The sequence below is a fragment of the Pseudomonas sp. Pseusp49 genome, from assembly GCF_059491875.1.
This window is the reverse complement of the sequence record NZ_CP168514.1, coordinates 400898-417391: the sequence shown is the minus strand read 5'-3', so window position 1 is coordinate 417391 and position 16494 is coordinate 400898. Positions and strand designations below refer to the sequence as shown.

The 16494-nt window shown below is 61.2% G+C and carries 12 protein-coding genes and 1 riboswitch; of the genes, 7 read left to right on the top strand and 5 right to left on the bottom strand.

Annotation, left to right across the window (positions count from 1 at the left end; genetic code table 11):
- Positions 1-156: 156 nt before the first annotated feature.
- Positions 157-2046 (bottom strand): phosphomethylpyrimidine synthase ThiC, encoded by a 1890-nt coding sequence (thiC, locus tag ACEN83_RS01720; RefSeq protein WP_015093206.1) that lies wholly within the window; start codon positions 2044-2046, stop codon positions 157-159.
- Positions 2047-2196: 150 nt separating this feature from the next.
- Positions 2197-2302, bottom strand: a riboswitch (TPP riboswitch).
- 205 nt (positions 2303-2507) lie between these two features.
- Between thiC and ACEN83_RS01715 the strand changes: the two genes are divergently transcribed.
- Positions 2508-3947 carry a TolC family outer membrane protein gene (locus ACEN83_RS01715; RefSeq protein ID WP_495579338.1) on the top strand — a complete coding sequence of 480 codons (1440 nt, stop codon included), beginning with the start codon at positions 2508-2510 and terminating at the stop codon, positions 3945-3947.
- Between the two features lie 68 nt (positions 3948-4015).
- On the opposite strand, the gene waaA is transcribed toward ACEN83_RS01715, so the two are convergent.
- A complete protein-coding gene (gene waaA, locus ACEN83_RS01710) occupies positions 4016-5293 on the bottom strand; it encodes a lipid IV(A) 3-deoxy-D-manno-octulosonic acid transferase (protein WP_495579337.1) in 1278 nt (425 codons plus the stop codon).
- Between the two features lie 11 nt (positions 5294-5304).
- Positions 5305-6207, bottom strand: a complete 903-nt coding sequence (locus ACEN83_RS01705) for a LysR family transcriptional regulator (protein WP_495579336.1) — start codon at positions 6205-6207, stop codon at positions 5305-5307.
- Positions 6208-6310: 103 nt separating this feature from the next.
- On the opposite strand from ACEN83_RS01705, the gene ACEN83_RS01700 reads away from it, so the two are divergent.
- From ACEN83_RS01700 to ACEN83_RS01685, 4 genes are all read left to right on the top strand, one after another.
- Entirely contained in the window at positions 6311-6643 is a 333-nt protein-coding gene (locus tag ACEN83_RS01700) for a DMT family transporter (RefSeq protein WP_007977444.1), read from the top strand.
- Between the two features lie 117 nt (positions 6644-6760).
- Positions 6761-7936, top strand: coding sequence for an NAD(P)/FAD-dependent oxidoreductase (locus ACEN83_RS01695; protein ID WP_495579335.1), 1176 nt, complete (start codon positions 6761-6763; stop codon positions 7934-7936).
- Positions 7933-8745 (top strand): aldo/keto reductase, encoded by an 813-nt coding sequence (locus ACEN83_RS01690; protein ID WP_495579334.1) that lies wholly within the window; start codon positions 7933-7935, stop codon positions 8743-8745. The genes ACEN83_RS01695 and ACEN83_RS01690 overlap by 4 nt, the downstream gene beginning before the upstream one ends.
- Positions 8746-8777: 32 nt before the next feature.
- Positions 8778-9746 carry a hypothetical protein gene (locus tag ACEN83_RS01685; RefSeq protein WP_007977441.1) on the top strand — a complete coding sequence of 323 codons (969 nt, stop codon included), beginning with the start codon at positions 8778-8780 and terminating at the stop codon, positions 9744-9746.
- A gap of 88 nt (positions 9747-9834) precedes the next feature.
- Here ACEN83_RS01685 and hldE read toward each other — a convergent pair whose 3' ends face one another.
- Complete coding sequence (gene hldE / locus ACEN83_RS01680) at positions 9835-11259, bottom strand: bifunctional D-glycero-beta-D-manno-heptose-7-phosphate kinase/D-glycero-beta-D-manno-heptose 1-phosphate adenylyltransferase HldE (RefSeq protein WP_116580725.1); 1425 nt, start codon at positions 11257-11259, stop codon at positions 9835-9837.
- Positions 11260-11435: 176 nt separating this feature from the next.
- Entirely contained in the window at positions 11436-13238 is a 1803-nt protein-coding gene (gene msbA / locus ACEN83_RS01675) for a lipid A export permease/ATP-binding protein MsbA (RefSeq protein WP_007977438.1), read from the bottom strand.
- Between the two features lie 154 nt (positions 13239-13392).
- On the opposite strand from msbA, the gene ACEN83_RS01670 reads away from it, so the two are divergent.
- Both ACEN83_RS01670 and ACEN83_RS01665 read left to right on the top strand, forming a co-directional pair.
- Positions 13393-15255: an O-antigen ligase family protein gene (locus tag ACEN83_RS01670; RefSeq protein ID WP_495579333.1), complete on the top strand. Its 1863-nt coding sequence runs from the start codon at positions 13393-13395 to the stop codon at positions 15253-15255.
- Positions 15255-16475: an acyltransferase family protein gene (locus ACEN83_RS01665; RefSeq protein WP_495579332.1), complete on the top strand. Its 1221-nt coding sequence runs from the start codon at positions 15255-15257 to the stop codon at positions 16473-16475. The genes ACEN83_RS01670 and ACEN83_RS01665 overlap by 1 nt, the downstream gene beginning before the upstream one ends.
- The last annotated feature ends 19 nt before the right edge of the window (positions 16476-16494 follow it).

The window sequence follows — 16494 nt, the reverse complement described above, 5'->3', positions numbered from 1 at the left end:
TGTGTTGATCAATCGCCAGCAGGCTGGCTCCCACACGGAACTGTAGGAGCTGCCGCAGGCTGCGATCTTTTGATCTTCAAGACAAAGTCAAAAGATCGCAGCCTGCGGCAGCTCCTACAGGGAGGGCGTGTTCACAAATCCACGGTGGGGCTCAGATCAAACCTTCTTGTACAGCTGACTGCCTTCCTGCTTGAAGCGCTCGGCCTGTTCGGCCATGCCTTGGGCGACGTCCACGTCGACCGCTTCGATCCGTTGGTTGGCCGCATACTCGCGCACTTCCTGGGTGATTTTCATCGAGCAAAACTTCGGCCCGCACATCGAGCAGAAGTGCGCGACCTTGGCCGAATCCTTCGGCAGGGTTTCGTCGTGATACGAGCGCGCGGTGTCCGGATCGAGGCCCAGGTTGAACTGATCTTCCCAGCGGAACTCGAAACGCGCCTTGCTCAAGGCATTGTCGCGGATCTGTGCGCCCGGGTGCCCCTTCGCCAGATCGGCGGCGTGCGCGGCGATCTTGTAGGTGATGATGCCGGTCTTCACGTCATCCTTGTTCGGCAGCCCCAGGTGCTCCTTCGGCGTCACGTAGCAGAGCATGGCGCAACCGAACCAGCCGATCATCGCCGCACCGATGCCCGAGGTGATGTGGTCGTAGCCCGGCGCGATGTCAGTGGTCAGCGGACCGAGGGTGTAGAACGGCGCCTCGTCGCAGCACTCCAGCTGCTTGTCCATGTTCTCCTTGATCAACTGCATCGGCACGTGGCCCGGACCTTCGATCATGCACTGCACGTCGTGTTTCCAGGCAATCTTGGTCAGCTCGCCGAGGGTTTCCAGTTCGCCGAACTGCGCTTCGTCGTTGGCGTCGGCAATCGAACCCGGACGCAGGCCGTCGCCCAGCGAGAAGCTGACGTCGTAGGCCTTCATGATTTCGCAGATTTCGTCGAAGTGGGTGTAGAGGAAGTTCTCTTTGTGGTGCGCCAGGCACCACTTGGCCATGATCGAACCGCCACGGGACACGATGCCGGTCACGCGCTTGGCGGTCATCGGTACGTAGCGCAGCAACACGCCGGCGTGGATGGTGAAGTAGTCGACGCCCTGCTCGGCCTGCTCGATCAGCGTGTCGCGGAACAGCTCCCAGGTCAGGTCTTCGGCCACGCCGTTGACCTTCTCCAGCGCCTGGTAGATCGGTACCGTACCGATCGGTACCGGCGAGTTGCGGATGATCCACTCACGGGTTTCGTGGATGTGCTTGCCGGTGGACAGATCCATGACCGTGTCCGAACCCCAGCGAATGCCCCAGGTCAGTTTCGCCACTTCTTCTTCGATGGACGAACCCAGGGCGCTGTTGCCGATGTTGCCGTTGATCTTCACCAGGAAGTTACGGCCGATGATCATCGGTTCCAGTTCGGTGTGGTTGATGTTGGCCGGGATGATCGCGCGGCCGCGGGCGATTTCTTCGCGGACGAATTCAGGGGTGATTTCTTTCGGGATGCTCGCGCCGAAACTGTGGCCGGCGTGCTGTTGCTTCAACAGACCGGCGGCGCGGGCCTCTTGCAGCTTCATGTTTTCGCGGATGGCGACGTATTCCATCTCGGCAGTGATGATGCCTTTGCGCGCATAGTGCATCTGGCTGACGTTGGCCCCGGCCTTGGCGCGGCGCGGGTTGTTCACGTGGGCAAAGCGCAGTTTGGTCAGCTCAGGATCGGCAAGGCGCTCCTGACCGAAGTTCGAGCTCAGGCCACTCAGGCGTTCGGTGTCACCACGGTCGTCGATCCACGCCGAACGCACGTCGCCCAGGCCTTTACGCACGTCAATCACAACGTTGGGATCGGTGTAGGGACCCGAGGTATCGTAGACAGTCACCGGGGCGTTGATTTCGCCACCGAAGTCAGTCGGCGTCACGTCCAGGGTGATTTCGCGCATCGGCACGCGGATGTCCGGACGAGAGCCCTGGACGTAGATTTTTTGCGAACGGGTAAAGGGTTGAACCGACTGCTCATCGACCTTGGCCGACTCACTGAGGTTGATCGCGTTTTTTGCTTTTATGGTCATCACGGGCTCTCCAGACAGCATCCAGGCAGTGGATTGTCGGAGCAGAACCTGAAAGGCACGGACGCACCAGGACTGGTGCTGTGCGTCGTCACACGGGGAGCGTTCGATTGTCGAACAATTTCCCGGACGAAGCACAAGAGGACTCGCCGGGTGACGAGAAATCTTGTTCCCTACGCAGGCGCTAACCTGATCAGGTTCAACGGGATCCGAAATTATTCGATCTCAGCCTCATAGCAAGGCACCCCGACAAGAACCCGGCCAGTCTAGACACAACTGGCAAAGAACGCCAACCCCCCGGCAAATACCATGATGAATGGCGTATTAACACGCAGTATCAGGATTGTTGCCACCCCAATGCGCAACTACACTCGCTACGCTGAGCCGCGCATTGACGCTGTCGAAGCAGAGCCTTAGCCTTGGCGCTCAAATTACCTTTGTAATATCAATTCTAGGGATCGTCTATGCTGCGCAAACTCTCACTGGCCCTTGCCGTGTCTTGTGCGTCCAACGGATTGGCCTGGGCAGCAGATGCGCCCTTATCGAACAAGACGGACCTTGTCAGCGTTTATCAGGAAGCCGTCAACAACAACGCCGATCTGGCGGCCGCCATCGCCCAATACGGCGCGCAGAAGGAAGTCGTGCCCCAGGCCCGCGCCGGGCTGTTGCCGAACCTCTCGGGCGGCGCGAATGTTTCCGAGGTGCGTACCTCGCTCGATCAACCTTCGGGCACGACCAACCGCGATGCTCATTCCTACCAGGCCACTTTGGCGCAGCCGCTGTTCCGGGCTGACCGCTGGTTCCAGTTCCAGGCCGCCAAGGAAGTCAACGAACAGGCCGCCCTGCAACTCTCGGCGACCGAGCAGAACCTGATCCTGCAAACCGCCGACAGCTATTTCAACGTGCTGCGCACCCAGGACAACCTGGCCTCGACCAAGGCCGAAGAAGCGGCGTTCAAGCGCCAGCTCGATCAATCCAACGAACGATTCGATGTCGGCCTCTCGGACAAGACCGACGTATTGAACTCACAGGCCAGCTACGACACCGCACGCGCCAACCGCATCGTTGCGCAGCGCCAGGTGGACGACGCCTTTGAAGCATTGATCACCCTGACCAACCGTCAGTACAACTCGATCTGGGGCATCAGCCATAACCTGCCGATCCTGCCGCCGGTACCGAACGACGCCAAGGCCTGGGTCGAAACCGCGGGCAGGCAGAACCTCAATCTACTGGCCAGCAACTATGCCGTCAGCGCCGCCGAGCAAACCCTCAAGCAACGCAAGTCCGGGCACTTGCCAACGGTTGATGCGATCGCCAAGTACGAGAAAGGCGACAACGACGCACTGGGCTTCAGCAACCCGAACAACCTGCCCCAGGCGTACGGTGGCGACGTCGATCAAACCACCGTCGGCCTGCAACTGAACATCCCGATCTACAGCGGCGGCCTGATCAACTCCCAGGTGCGTCAGTCGTATGCACAACTGGACCAGACCGAGCAGCAACGCGAAGCCCTGCGCCGCAGCATCGTGGAAAACACCCGCGACCTGCACCGCGCGGTGAACACCGATGTCGAGCAGGTACAGGCGCGCAAGCAATCGATCATCTCCAACCAGAGCGCGGTGGAAGCGACTGAAATCGGCTATCAGGTGGGTACGCGAAACATCGTCGACGTGCTGGATGCGCAGCGCTCGCTCTACAACTCGGTGCGCGACTACAACAACACCCGCTACGACTACATCCTCGACAACCTGCGCCTGAAGCAACAGGCCGGCACGTTGAATCCGGGGGACCTGCAAAACCTCGCACGCTGGCTCAATCCCAACTACAACCCGGACAAGGATTTCCTGCCACCGGATCTGGCCAAGGCGGCAGCGGAGCAGTTGAAAGCGCGGCCGGAGCAATAAAGCAAAAGATCGCAGCCTGCTGTAGGAGCTGCCGCAGGCTGCGATCTTTTTCTGCCAGACGACTCGGTCTACCGCTCGATCAACCGCCCCAACCCGTCCAGCAAGCGCTGCAACGCCCCCTGGTTGGCGCGCATCACCTTCAACCCGGCCTCTGCCATGCGCTGTGCATCACGCGGCAGTTCGAACAGCCGCTGCACCGCCACCGCCAACCCTTCGGCATCCTCCACTTCCTGCAACGCCCCGGCACTGCGCAACTGCGCAGCGATTTCGAGGAAGTTGAAAAGATGCGGCCCGCTCAGCACCGGTTTGGCGAGGGCCGCCGGCTCCAGCAGGTTATGCCCGCCATTCGGCACCAGGCTGCCGCCGACGAAAGCACTGTCAGCCAGGGCGTAGAGAAACAACAACTCGCCCATGGTGTCGCCCAGCAGCACTGAAGTATCGGCACTGACCGCGTCGCCACTGGAGCGCCGGACAGTGGCAAACCCTTGTTGCTGGCACAGCCCGTAAACCGAATTGAAGCGTTCCGGATGACGCGGCACCAGAATCAGCAACGCATCGGGGTGACTGGCCAGCAACTGACGATGAGCCGCCAGCACGACCTCGTCTTCGCCATCATGGGTACTGGCCGCGATCCACACCGGTCGCTCCAGCGCCTGCCATTGCCCGCGCAACTGGCTGGCGCGCTCGAGCAGTTGCGGGTCGATGGTCAGGTCGAACTTGATCGAACCGGTGACCTCGACGGTTTCCGGTCGCGCACCCAGATCACGGAAGCGCTGGGCTTCGGCCTCGGTCTGCACCGCGAACAGGCTCATCTCGGCCAGCATCGGCTGGGTCAATTTACGGAAGCGACCATAGCCCCTGGCCGAACGCTCGGACAGTCGTGCATTGGCCAGCGCTACGGGAATCCCGCGTTTGGCACATTGATGGATATGGTTGGGCCACAGCTCGGTTTCCATGATCACCGCCAGTTTTGGCCGGACCCGATCGAGGAAGCGCCGGGCGGCGCACGGCAAATCGTAAGGCAGATAGCAGTGCTGGATGCGCGGCTCATTGGCAAACAGCGCCAGGATGCGCTCCGAACCGGTCGGCGTCATGCAGGTCACGGTGATCGGCAGATTCGGGTAACGCGCCAGCAAGGCGCGGATCATCGGCGCGGCGGCAATGCTTTCGCCCACCGACACGGCATGCACCCAGATCCCGCCCGGTTTCATCGTCGGCATCCCGCAGGAGAAGCGCTCGCCGATGCGCCTGGCATACGCCGGCGCCTTGCGCGCGCGCAGCCAAAGCCGAATCGCTACCAATGGCAGCCCCAGATAAAACAGCGCGGTGTAGAGAGTTCTATTCATGGCGGCGGAGTTTATCGGCTTTTTTCGCCAATCGTCTGCAAGTGCACGGCAAAACGTTCGGCGAGCCAGCGCGCGGCCGGACCAAGCGGCTCGTCCCGGCGCCATACCAACTCCACCACCAGGGCCGGCGGGGTCCATTCGCTGACCAGTTCGACCATTTGGTTCTGATAGGTCGGGTATTGCACCACGTGGCGCGGCAACCACGCCCAGCCGAGGCCGCGCACCAGCCATTCGGCCATTACATAGAAACTGTCGGCGCGCCAGACTTGCGGGCTGGCGGGATCACTGCCGGGATAAATGCTCGACTCCGTGGACATCAGCAACTGCCGATGCTGCGCCAATTGCTGGCCGTCCACCGTGCCTTTGCCCGCCAACGGATGATCCTTGCCGCACACCGTGACCATTTCCACGCTGCCCAGCACACGACGCTCAAGCGCCTCGGGAATCTGATCGTGGAAGAACAGCAACCCCAGATCGGCGCGCCGCTCCACCAGCTTGCGCGCGACATCACCCTGGGCGGCACTGGTCAGTTGCACTTCAAGGCTGGGGAATTTTTCCGCCAGGGCCTCGAAGCTTTCGATGATCGGCTGATAAGGCATCGCCTCATCCTGCGCCACACGCAGTCGGGCCTCCTGACCGCGCATCATCGCCAACGCCCGGCCATTGAGTCGCTCACACTGACGCAACACTTCCCGTGCTTCCTCCAGCAACGCGGTACCGGCTTCAGTGAGCTTCGGCTGACGGCCGCTGCTGCGGTCGAACAGGCTGACGCCAAGGTCATCCTCCAGCAACGCTATCGCACTGCTGACCGCCGACTGCGCCTTGCGCTGATCCCGCGCCACGGCAGAAAACGATCGCTGCTCCGCTACGCTGACAAACAACCGCAGTTGCTCCAGATTCCACTGCATGCTCATGGCTCAACCCATCTTCAAAACAGATAGGTAATGACTTTACCGCATCTGGCGAATCACTAGAATGCCGACCTCAGAGAGCAACACTTCACACGAGGATTGACCCATGACCGCTTACTACTACCTGGCCATTGCCATCTGCGCCGAAGTGATTGCCACTGTTTCGATGAAAGCGGTCAAAGGCCTCAGCACCCCGCTGCCACTGGTGCTGGTCATCCTTGGCTACGGCATTGCCTTCTGGATGCTGACCCTGGTGGTGCGCAGCGTTCCGGTGGGTGTGGCGTATGCCGTGTGGGCCGGCATGGGGATCGTGATGGTCAGCGTCGCGGCGCTGTTTATCTACGGGCAGAAGCTGGATGTGCCGGCGATGCTGGGGATGGCGTTGATTGTGCTGGGGGTTGTGGTGATTCAACTCTTTTCCAAAACCGCGGGGCACTGAAAGAAAAGATCGCAGCCTTCGGCAGCTCCTACAGGAGCACGCTGCCGAAGGCTGCGATCTTTTTTCCCGTCTCAGCTCTGTATACTGCGCCCTCGTCTTGAACACAGAGGTCGCTGCATGCCATCCGTTATTTCCACCGACGTTCTGATTGTCGGCGCTGGTGTCGCCGGCCTCTGGCTGAACGCGCGCCTGCGCCGCCAGGGTTTTTCGACCGTGCTGGTGGAAAGCGCCAGCCTCGGCGGCGGACAGACCGTGAAGTCCCAGGGCATTATCCACGGTGGTGCCAAGTACGCATTGCACGGAGCCCTGACCGGCGCTTCGGAAGCCATCGCCGATATGCCGCGCCGCTGGCGTGAAGCCCTGGCCGGTGACGGCGAGCTGGACCTGTCGGGTGTGCGCCTGCTCTCCGAAGCCCATTACCTGTGGTCCCCCGGCACCCTTGCCGGCAACCTGACCAGCTTCTTCGCCAGCAAGGCCGTGCGCGGTCGCGTCGATCAGGTCAAGGGCGACCAGTTACCGCCCGCGTTGCAGGACAAGCGCTTCAAGGGCAAGGTCTATCGCCTGGCGGAACTGGTGATCGATGTGCCGAGCCTGATCCAGCGCCTCGCCGACCTCGCCGGTGACGGCTTGCTCGCCGGGCAGAAGATCGAACCGCTGCTGGAGGGTGGCAAGCTGGTCGGCCTGATCGTCGATGAGCGCGAGATCCGCGCCCAGCGCATCGTCTTGAGCGCCGGCGCGGGCACAGCGCAACTGCTCGAAGCACTGGGCCTCAGCGAGCCGGCGATGCAGCGTCGACCGCTGCACATGATCATCGCCAAGGGGCCGAGCCTCAAACCGCTGTACGCCCACTGCCTGGGCGGCGGCACCAAACCGCGCATTACCGTCACCACCCACCCGGCCGCCGACGGTCAATGGGTCTGGTACATGGGTGGCGACATCGCCGAAAGCGAAGGCGTGCTCCGTGAGCCTGCTGAGCAAATCGCCACCGCACAGAAAGAACTCGGCCAGTTGCTGCCGTGGATCGACTTGAGCACGGTGCAGTGGGCCACCCTGCGCGTTGATCGCGCCGAACCTCTGCAATCGGGCCTGACCCGCCCCGACAATGCGTTTCTCGCAGAAGAAGGCCGGCTGCTGGTGGGCTGGCCAACCAAACTCGCCCTGGCGCCGGACTTCGCTGACCGCGTGATCGCCAGCCTGACCCGCGACGGTATCCAGCCAGGCCACCCGGCAGCGCTGCCTGTACTGCCGAAGCCGCCGATGGGCATACCGGCCTGGGAGCAACTGTTGCCATGAGCCAACCGACCCTGCATGACTTGCATCGCCCCCTGGGCAGCAGCGGCCTGCTGGTTTCACCCCTGGGCCTGGGCACGGTGAAACTGGGCCGCGACCAAGGGGTGAAATACCCCAGCGGCTTCCGGATTCCCGATGACGATGAAGCGCGCATGCTGCTCAAGCTTGCCCGCGACCTGGGCATCAACCTGATCGACACGGCCCCGGCCTATGGCCGCAGCGAAGAACGCCTCGGCCCGTTGCTGCGCGGCCAGCGTCAGGATTGGGTGATTGTCAGCAAGGTGGGTGAAGAATTTGCCGACGGCCAGTCCCGTCACGATTTCAGCGCGGCACACACGCGCATGTCGGTAGAGCGCAGCCTGCAACGCCTGGAAACGGACTTCATCGATCTGGTGCTGGTGCACTCCGATGGCAACGACCTGGCGATCCTCAATGACTGCGAAGTCTACGAAACCCTCGCCGAACTCAAGGCCGAAGGCAAGATTGGCGGCTTCGGGTTTTCCGGCAAGACCGTCGAAGGCGGATTGAAGGCGCTGGAGCAAGGCGACTGCGCGATGGTCACCTACAATCTGAACGAACAAAACGAGAAGGCCGTCATTGACTATGCTGCTGCACACGGCAAAGCCATTCTGGTCAAGAAAGCCCTCGCCAGCGGTCACGTATGCCTGAGTCCTGGCGTGGACCCGGTGCGCGCCAGTTTCGAGTTGCTGTTTGAATATCCGGGCGTTGCCAGTGCTATTGTCGGTACCATCAATCCGCTGCACCTCGCCCACAATGTCGCGACCGTTGCCCAGGTCCTACGTAGCCACTGACGCCGCTCACGCGGCCTTAAGCAGGAGCCGAAATGTCGCGCACGCTCATCAGAAAGAACCCGAGCAACTTCAAGACCCTGCCGTTATTCGTCGAAGCGACTCCTGAAGGCCTGAGCTACCAGAGCGTCGGCAGGCCGCTGAATTTCTCCCAGACACTGCAACGTCGTCGGCCGGTCACGGTGGGCGACAGCGAACGATTTGCCCTGGAACTGGCCAATCTCGGGGTCTCGGTGCGCCTGACCCTGCATTGGCAGAATCGCGACTACTGGGTGCTGGTGCGTCAGCGTCGGCAGGACCGTGGCGACGTGGTGCTCAAGCTGATCTCCGGTTACGTGCCGGCCCACGAACTGAACCTCCCCCTGCACACGGCGATCCAGGAGATTGCCGAGGAATGCCTGCTGGAAACTCCGGAAGGCTGGCTCGGTGGCCGGTTCAATGACACCTGGCTGCCGGCGCCCTACTCGGCCGCCCTGCATTACCGCGAAGCCCTGCCGTTTCGCTTGTCGCCACTGTCCGGTTCGGCGCGGCCGGTGCGTTGCGCCAACCTGACGTTGATGGAGCGTCCGCGGGCTTACGTGCATTTGCCGACGGCGTCGCTGCAACTGATTTACGACCTGCGCCTGGACGTTCCCAAGGAAGCCAAATCCCTGAGCCTGTTCCATGTCGATGAAAGGCTGGAAGGCGATCAACTCGTCGCCCGTCTCGATCGCAAGCGCCCCGACCTGTACTTGATGCCCTTGCAGGACGGCCACCCGATGGCTGAGCTCTACACCTTGAAAAAGGATCAACTGCACCCGGCCAGCACGCGCGGCCTGTACCTGGCCGAGAGTTTTGCCCGACAGGAAGGCTGGCTGGTGCGCGATGAACGAATCCGCTGGAAGGACTGGGTGAGGCAGCAGGGGTTGACCCCGCCGGGGAAGGATTCGGGTTTGGCGCGGTTACGCGGGAAGGCCAAGCTGCTGCTGAAGAAGATTGTACCGCGCAAGAAGGTCAGCTCTTAAAAGCAAAAGATCGCAGCCTGCGGCAGCTCCTACACAGGTATACATATAACCCTGTAGGAGCTGCCGCAGGCTGCGATCTTTTACGGCTTCATTCGGACTTGCGGATCTTCTCGACAATCGCCGTGGTCGAGCTGTTTTCCACCAGCCCCAACACTTTCACGGTACCGCCGTAGGCCGTCACGATGTCCGCGCCAACCACCTGGTCGATTCCGTAGTCGCCACCCTTGACCAGCACGTCCGGCTTGATCGCGCTCAGCAGGTTTTCCGGGGTGCCTTCCGGGAAACTGATGACCCAGTCCACCGCGCCCAACCCGGCCAGCACCGCCATGCGCCGGTCGACACTGTTGATCGGACGGCCCGGCCCTTTCAGGCGGCTGACCGATGCATCGTCGTTGATCGCGACGATCAGACGATCGCCCTGGGCCCGCGCCTGTTCCAGATAGGTCACGTGGCCGGCATGCAGGATGTCGAAGCAACCGTTGGTGAACACGATCCGCTCGTTATGCGCACGCGCATCATCGACCGCCAGCAACAGCTGCTCAAGACCCAGCACACCGCGCTCGGAGCCCTCCGCGCGCTGAATCGCGCGACGCAGTTCCGGAGCACTGATGGCCGCCGTACCGAGCTTGCCGACCACGATACCGGCCGCCAGGTTGGCCAGGGCCACGGCGTGAGGCAGCTCTTCACCGGCGGCAATCGCCGCTGCCAGGGTGGAAATCACTGTATCGCCGGCACCGGTCACGTCGAACACTTCACGGGCACGGGCCGGCAAGTGCAGCGCCGGATGATCCGGACGCAGCAAAGTCATGCCGTGTTCGCCACGGGTCACCAGCAAGGCACCGAGGTCCAGGTCGTGCATCAGCTGCGCGCCCTTGTTGACCAGCTCGTGTTCATCGGCGCAACCACCGACGATGGTTTCGAATTCGCTGAGGTTCGGCGTGATCAGGCTGGCGCCACGGTAGATCGAAAAGTCCTTGCCCTTTGGATCGGCCAGCACCGGAATGCCACGGGCCCGGGCGGCCTGGATCAGCGCCTGGTGATTTTTCAGTGCGCCTTTGCCGTAGTCGGACAGCACCAGCACCTTGATGCCTTCGAGCAACTCGTCGACCTGCGCGGCCAGCGCCAGCGCGTCGGTGGCGAAGGGTTCTTCGAAATCGATCCGCAGCAGTTGCTGGTGACGACTCATGACCCGCAGCTTGACGATGGTCGGCTGGTGCGCAATGCGCTGGAAGATGGCGCGCACGCCAGCGCCCTTGAGGCTGTTGACCAGGCTATTGGCGGCTTCATCGTCACCGGTTACACCGACCAGCGAAGCCGGAGCCCCCAGGGCGGCAATGTTCAAGGCAACGTTGGCAGCGCCACCCGGACGGTCCTCGATGTGATCGACCTTGACCACCGGCACCGGCGCCTCAGGGGAAATCCGTGAGGTACCACCATGCCAGTAACGGTCGAGCATGACATCGCCGACCACCAAGACAGGGGCTTGATCGAATCGCGGCATGGACAACTTCATGGTGCAACCCACATACAGAATGAACAGGGGCGCGATATTAACACAGGGTTGGTGTCGGCTTGTGCGGTGGCTGCAACGGGATGATTTGCCGGGTGTTTTTGCTCATTTTTTGAGCAAAAGAGCCGCCAGGCAACGACACCCGCGCGAAAGGGCGAGCCAGGCTCGCCCTTTCGGGGTCAGGCGATGTCTTCGGCCGGGGCGTCGAGGCCCATCGCGTTGAGGCGCGAGTAGTAGCCGTTTTGCGCCAGCAGTTGCTCGTGGGTGCCACGCTCGACGATTTTCCCCTGATCCATGACCAGGATCAGGTCGGCCTTCTCGATGGTCGACAAACGGTGAGCGATCACCAGTGTGGTGCGACCTTTCATGACCTGATCCAGGGCAGCCTGGATATGCCGCTCGGACTCGGTGTCGAGTGCCGAAGTCGCCTCGTCGAGAATCAGCAGCGGGGCATTCTTCAACAGCGCCCGGGCAATCGCCAGGCGCTGACGCTGGCCACCGGACAACAGCACGCCGTTTTCCCCGACCTGGGTATCCAGGCCTTCGGGCAGTTGAGCAATGAAGTCCATTGCGTAGGCATCTTTCGCCGCTTTTTCGATGTCTTCACGGGGCGCCCCGGCCAGGTCGCCATAGGCGATGTTGTTGGCCACCGTGTCGCTGAACAGAGTCACGTGCTGAGTCACCTGGGCGATATGCCGACGCAGGTTCAACAGCTTGTACTGTTCCACTTCGACGCCATCGATGAGGATTTCGCCCTTGTCGTGGTGATAGAAACGCGGAATCAGGTTGGCCAGGGTCGACTTGCCGCTGCCCGAACGCCCCACCAGCGCCACCATTTGCCCGGGTTCGACCGAGAAACTGATGTCATTGAGCACCTGACGCTCGGTGTCAGGGTAGGTAAAGCTGAGGTTGCGCACGTCCAGGCGGCCGTTGACGACATCACGCTCGACGGTGCCGGTATCGACTTCAGGCTCGACATCCAGTTGCTCGAAGATACTTTCAGCACCGGCCACACCTTTCTGGATGGTCGAGCTCACTTCGGACAGCTGGCGAATCGGCTTGGGCAGCAGGCCGGCCAGGGTGATGTAGGCCACCATGTCGCCGGCGGACGCATCGCCACGCAGGAACAGCACCAGGAACATCAGCACGGCCATGGCGGTGTAGATCACCAGTTGCAGCAGCGGCGTATAGATGGCGCCGGTGCGGGTCATGCGCAATTGCTTGTCGGTATTGCCCTGGCTGGCGTCGAAGAAGCGTTTCTCTTCGTACTTTTCACCGCCGAAGCTGCGCACCACGCGATAGCCCTGGATCGTTTCGGACGCCACGTGCGTCACGTCTCCCATGGCCAGCTGGATTTTCTTGCTCTGCTTGCGGAATTTCTTGCTGGCCGTGCGCACCATGATGGCAATCAGCGGCAGGATGGCGACCATCACCAGCGTCAGGCGCCAATTCATGAACAAGAGTGAGGCAAACAGGAAGATCACTGTCATGCCTTCACGAATTACGACCTTGATCGCATCTGTTGCCGCCCCCGTGACCATGGTCACGTTGAAGGTGATGCGTGAAATCAGGTGCCCCGAGTTATGCTTGTCGAAATAACGGTTCGGCAACACCAGCAGGTTGTTGAACAGCTGGACCCGCAAGTCATGGACCAGGCCCAGGGAAACCTTGGCCAGGAAGTAGTTGCCCAGGTACGACCCCAGCCCCTGCCATGCGGCGATCAGGATGATCAGCAACGGCACCGCCTGCAGCAGTTGCAGGTCGCGCAGGTAGGGCACTGTTGGAAACAGCGCCGCTTCAGGATTGGATAGACCGTCGACGAAGTACTTGAGGATGTAGCCCAGCATTGGCTGCGTCGAAGCGAAAATCAGAAAACCGACGATGCTGATCAGGAACAGGCTGATATACGGCCGGACATAGCCGAGCAGACGGAAGTAGATTTTCAAGCTCGATGGGCTTGCGGAGAGACTGGAGTCGGTCATATCACGCGAATGTCGATGAAAAGGACGCTGACTTTAGCACAGCTTCCCCAGGGTTCTGGCAATCGCATACAGTCTGTGTATTGTGGCGCGTCAAATAGCCACCCGCTGTCCCTGCCTGGGTACGGTCGCTCAATTCAGGAATAAGTTACTCAGCATGCAATTAAACGCTTTGAACAGCACGTCCAATAGAACCTTCGATTTCATTTGTTTGTGGATCCTTCCACTCGGTTACTTATTGCTGCTTTGCGCCCTGTTTTTCCTGCCCGGGCGCAGCGTGCTCCACAAGCTCTACTATGGCCTGTTCAGCATTCCGGCACTGATTGCGCTGTGCTTGCGTCCGCGGCTCGCCAAGGAACTGCTGCACGAACCGATTGTCATCGCAGTCCTGCTGTTTGTCGCTTGGGCGATGCTCAGCCTGGGCTGGGGCCCGGGCGACGAAATCGACTTCGGTCAGTTCAAACCGCCATTGCATACCCTGATGCTGTTCGTTGGCTGCTGCCTGCTGGTGCGCTATCGCAGCGAAATCATCCAGCCGCTGCTGTTCTGCGCCGCAACGGTGGCGCTGATCACCTCTGTCTACAACCTGTACCGGTTCGGCCTGATCTACCAGCCGGAAATGCGCATGATCGGTGTCGGCGCGTTCGACAATCCACTGCTCAGCTCCCACGTCTTCGGCTTTTTCTGTACCTATTGGCTGAGCCTGAGCATGACCTGCAAGCGACGCCAGGTACTCTGGTTGAGCATACCGGCGATGGCGATCATGTTCGCCGCCGTGCTGGCCACCGGCTCCAGGACCCCATTGGTTGCATTGACGCTGGCGGCGCTATGGCTCTGCCTCATCTCCTGGAACCGACGCTCGGTCGTTCTGCTTGGCTCCATGTTCATTGCCGGAACGGCGACGTTCGCGCTGTTTGCGGACAAAATCATTGAGCGAGGCAGCTCCTTCCGTATCGAACTCTGGCAAATGACCCTCGGCAGGATCGCTGAACATCCGTGGATCGGACATGGCTACAACGCCGAGCTGGCCCTGGACCCAGGCGTCGGCTACACCCTTGAGGAGCCCCATAGCTTTGCCCTCGGCGTGCTTTACTATGTCGGCATTATCGGTCTGCTGCCATGGCTGTTTTTCCACGCGTGGGGCCTCATCAGAAGCTGGCGTCATCGCGTGCAACCGCTGTTCATCATCGCCTCGGCCTGGCTGGCCTTCGGCATCGGCGCGGGCCTGACTGAAGGTGGCGGGATTATCTCGCGCCCCAAAGAGCACTGGTTCCTGCTGTGGATCCCCCTGGCGCTGGTTGCCGCATTGAGCATCAATCAGCGCGCCAGACGCCTGTTGGAAACACCGATCAAGGTCGTGACGCCGAGCGCCCTGCAGCAGCTGATTGCCGATGCCAGGGTCATCGAAGAAGACGGTTTGGGCCCCAAAGTCCTGCGCCTGACCGACGGCAGCTTTCTCAAGCTGTTCCGCCGTCGTCGCTGGTATACCTCGGGCAGTTTCACGCCCTATTCCGATCGTTTTGCCGTCAACAGCGTGCAACTGCGCGGCATGGGCATCCCGACCCCGCAAATCCTCGATCTCTACCGGTTCGAAGACGGCAGCACTGCGGTGCACTACTCGCCGTTGTCGGGCAACACGCTGCGCCAGATCCTGCAAGGCATCACCGCCCCGGCGGTGCGCCAGGCTCTGGTGGAACGCTTCGGCAAATTCATGGCTCAACTGCACCAGAAAGGGGTCTACTTCCGCTCCCTGCACCTGGGCAATGTGCTGGTACTGGAGGATGGCGAGTTCGGCCTGATCGACTTGGCCGACCTGCGAATCTACCCTTCTTCATTGAGCCCTTCCCTGCGTCGGCGTAATCTGCGCCACATGCAGCGCTACGCAGAAGATCGGCGTTGGCTGTTCGAAGACCACTTCGAAGCGCTACTGCAGGGATACGCCGCGGCGGCCTCGAAAGCCGACGTGGATAATTTGCACAGGCAAGTGCTGGCAGGGAGTCCTCCGGCCCAGGCTCACTGATGACAGAAACCAACCCGCTTATCGCGATGACGGGCTATCTGCTTGCCATCGCGACCGCTGCGCTTGTGCTGCGCACGGTGCCAGGATTCACCCGACAGTTGGAGCATGGCGGTGAAAGCCGCTTTGCCAGCATCGACGGCTTGCGCGGGTACCTGGCTTTCGGCGTGTTCGTGCACCACTCGGTCATTACCTGGATCTTTCTGCGAACCGGCGTGATCGATTTTCCGCCGAGCAATTTCTACTCGCAGCTCGGCCAGGGCAGTGTTGCCCTCTTCTTCATGATCACCGGCTTTCTGTTCTGGGACCGCTTGCTCACCCACGGGAGGCAACACGACTGGCTGGCATTTGCGGTATCGCGGCTGTTTCGCCTCTACCCGCTCTACCTGCCGCTGATGTTGACCGTGTTTGTCTGCGTGTTCTATCTGCAGGACTGGGAACTCAAGGACTCTGGTATCCAGCTTATCGGCCAGACCCTTGCCTGGCTGACCTTCGACCGGCCAGACGTCAACCAATACCACCAGACGGGCATGCTGATCTCCAATGTCACCTGGACGCTGGCGTACGAGGTTTTTTTCTACCTGGCCCTGCCACTGGCCGCCATGGTGTTCATTTATCGCGGTGGCTGGATGCAGACGGTGCTGTGCCTGATCGGCATCTACGCCCTGTACCAGGTGCTCGGCTGGGAACACTCGCTGAAGAAGCACTTCCTGGCCAGCTTCCTCGGTGGCATCGCAGCGGCGTACTGGATTCGCCGACCACAATGGGTCGCCTGGAGCCTGACTCCACTGGCGGGCGTCATCGCCCTGCTCGCCCTGGCCATCGCCTTTACGGTGTTCAGCCGTGCATTCAACCTGGGGGCGCTGCTGCTGCTGTCACTGTTTTTTGTGATCGTGGCATCCGGCAATACCCTCTTCGGCGCCCTGAAGCCACGCAGCATTCGCTGGCTGGGGGAAATCAGCTACAGCACGTATTTGCTGCACGGTTTCGTGCTCTGGATTCTGCTGCAGCGACTGCCGCCGTTGTTGCATCTTGACGCCCGGCAAGCCTGGGTCTTCCTGCCGTTGCTGGCCGTGTGCAGTTGCCTGCTGATCATCATCAGCAGCCTGACTTACCAGTACATCGAAAAGCCCGGTATCAATGCCGGCAAGAAAACCCTGCACTGGTTGCGCCAGAACAGGAAGACCGGGGAAGAACTGGAGAAGACGGCTCAACAACGCTGAGTATTCCCCCCTTCCCCCC